Raw genomic sequence first — 714 nt, 5'->3', positions numbered from 1 at the left:
TCGCTGATTCCCAGCATGCGATTGGACGATCTGCTGGCGGAGTTGCAGTCGCGTCTGGAGGCCGTGCTGGCCACCAGGGATCGGGTGCACGCGCTGTTGGAGGCGGTCGTGTCGATCGGCAGCGACCTCGACCTGGAGGTGGTGCTGCGGCGCATCGTGGCCACCGCCACGACGCTGGTGGACGCGACGTACGGCGCGATGGGTGTGATCGGGGAGGAGAACACGCTCATCCAGTTCGTGCCGGTGGGGCTGAGCGAGGAGGAGATCGCCAGGATCGAGCACTGGCCGCACGGGCTGGGCCTGCTCGGCCTGCTGATCAAGGAGCCGCAGACGCTGCGGCTGGCCGACATCTCCCAGCATCCCGAGTCCTACGGCTTCCCGCCGGGCCATCCGCCCATGGGCAGTTTCCTGGGGGTGCCGGTCCGGGTGCGCGAGGAGGTGTTCGGCAACCTCTACCTCACCGAGAAGCGCGGCGGCGGGAACTTCGACGAGGACGACGAGGCGATCGTGGTCGCCCTGGCCACCGCCGCCGGAGTGGCGGTCGAGAACGCCCGTCTGTATGAGGAGAGCCGCCGCCGCGAGACCTGGTTGCAGGCGTCCTCGGACATCACCACCCGGCTGCTGTCCGGCGGCGAGCCGCAGGAGGTCCTCACGCTCATCGCCCGGCGCGCCCGCGAGATGGCCGACGCCGACGCCGTGGCGATCCTGCTGCCG

General features: G+C 70.2%; 1 protein-coding gene. It reads left to right on the top strand.

Translation table 11 applies throughout. The features are described from left to right. Nucleotides 1–3: 3 nt before the first annotated feature. Nucleotides 4–714, top strand: a 711-nt coding sequence (locus HHX35_RS42380) for a GAF domain-containing protein (protein ID WP_182904246.1), incomplete at its 3' end; no start/stop codon positions are given.

Origin of the sequence: Microbispora sp. H10830 (genome assembly GCF_014161375.1) — a bacterium.
Classification (GTDB): Bacteria; Actinomycetota; Actinomycetes; order Streptosporangiales; family Streptosporangiaceae; genus Microbispora; species Microbispora catharanthi.
Note: the sequence above shows the minus strand (reverse complement) of the source record. Positions and strands in the feature narration are given on the sequence as shown.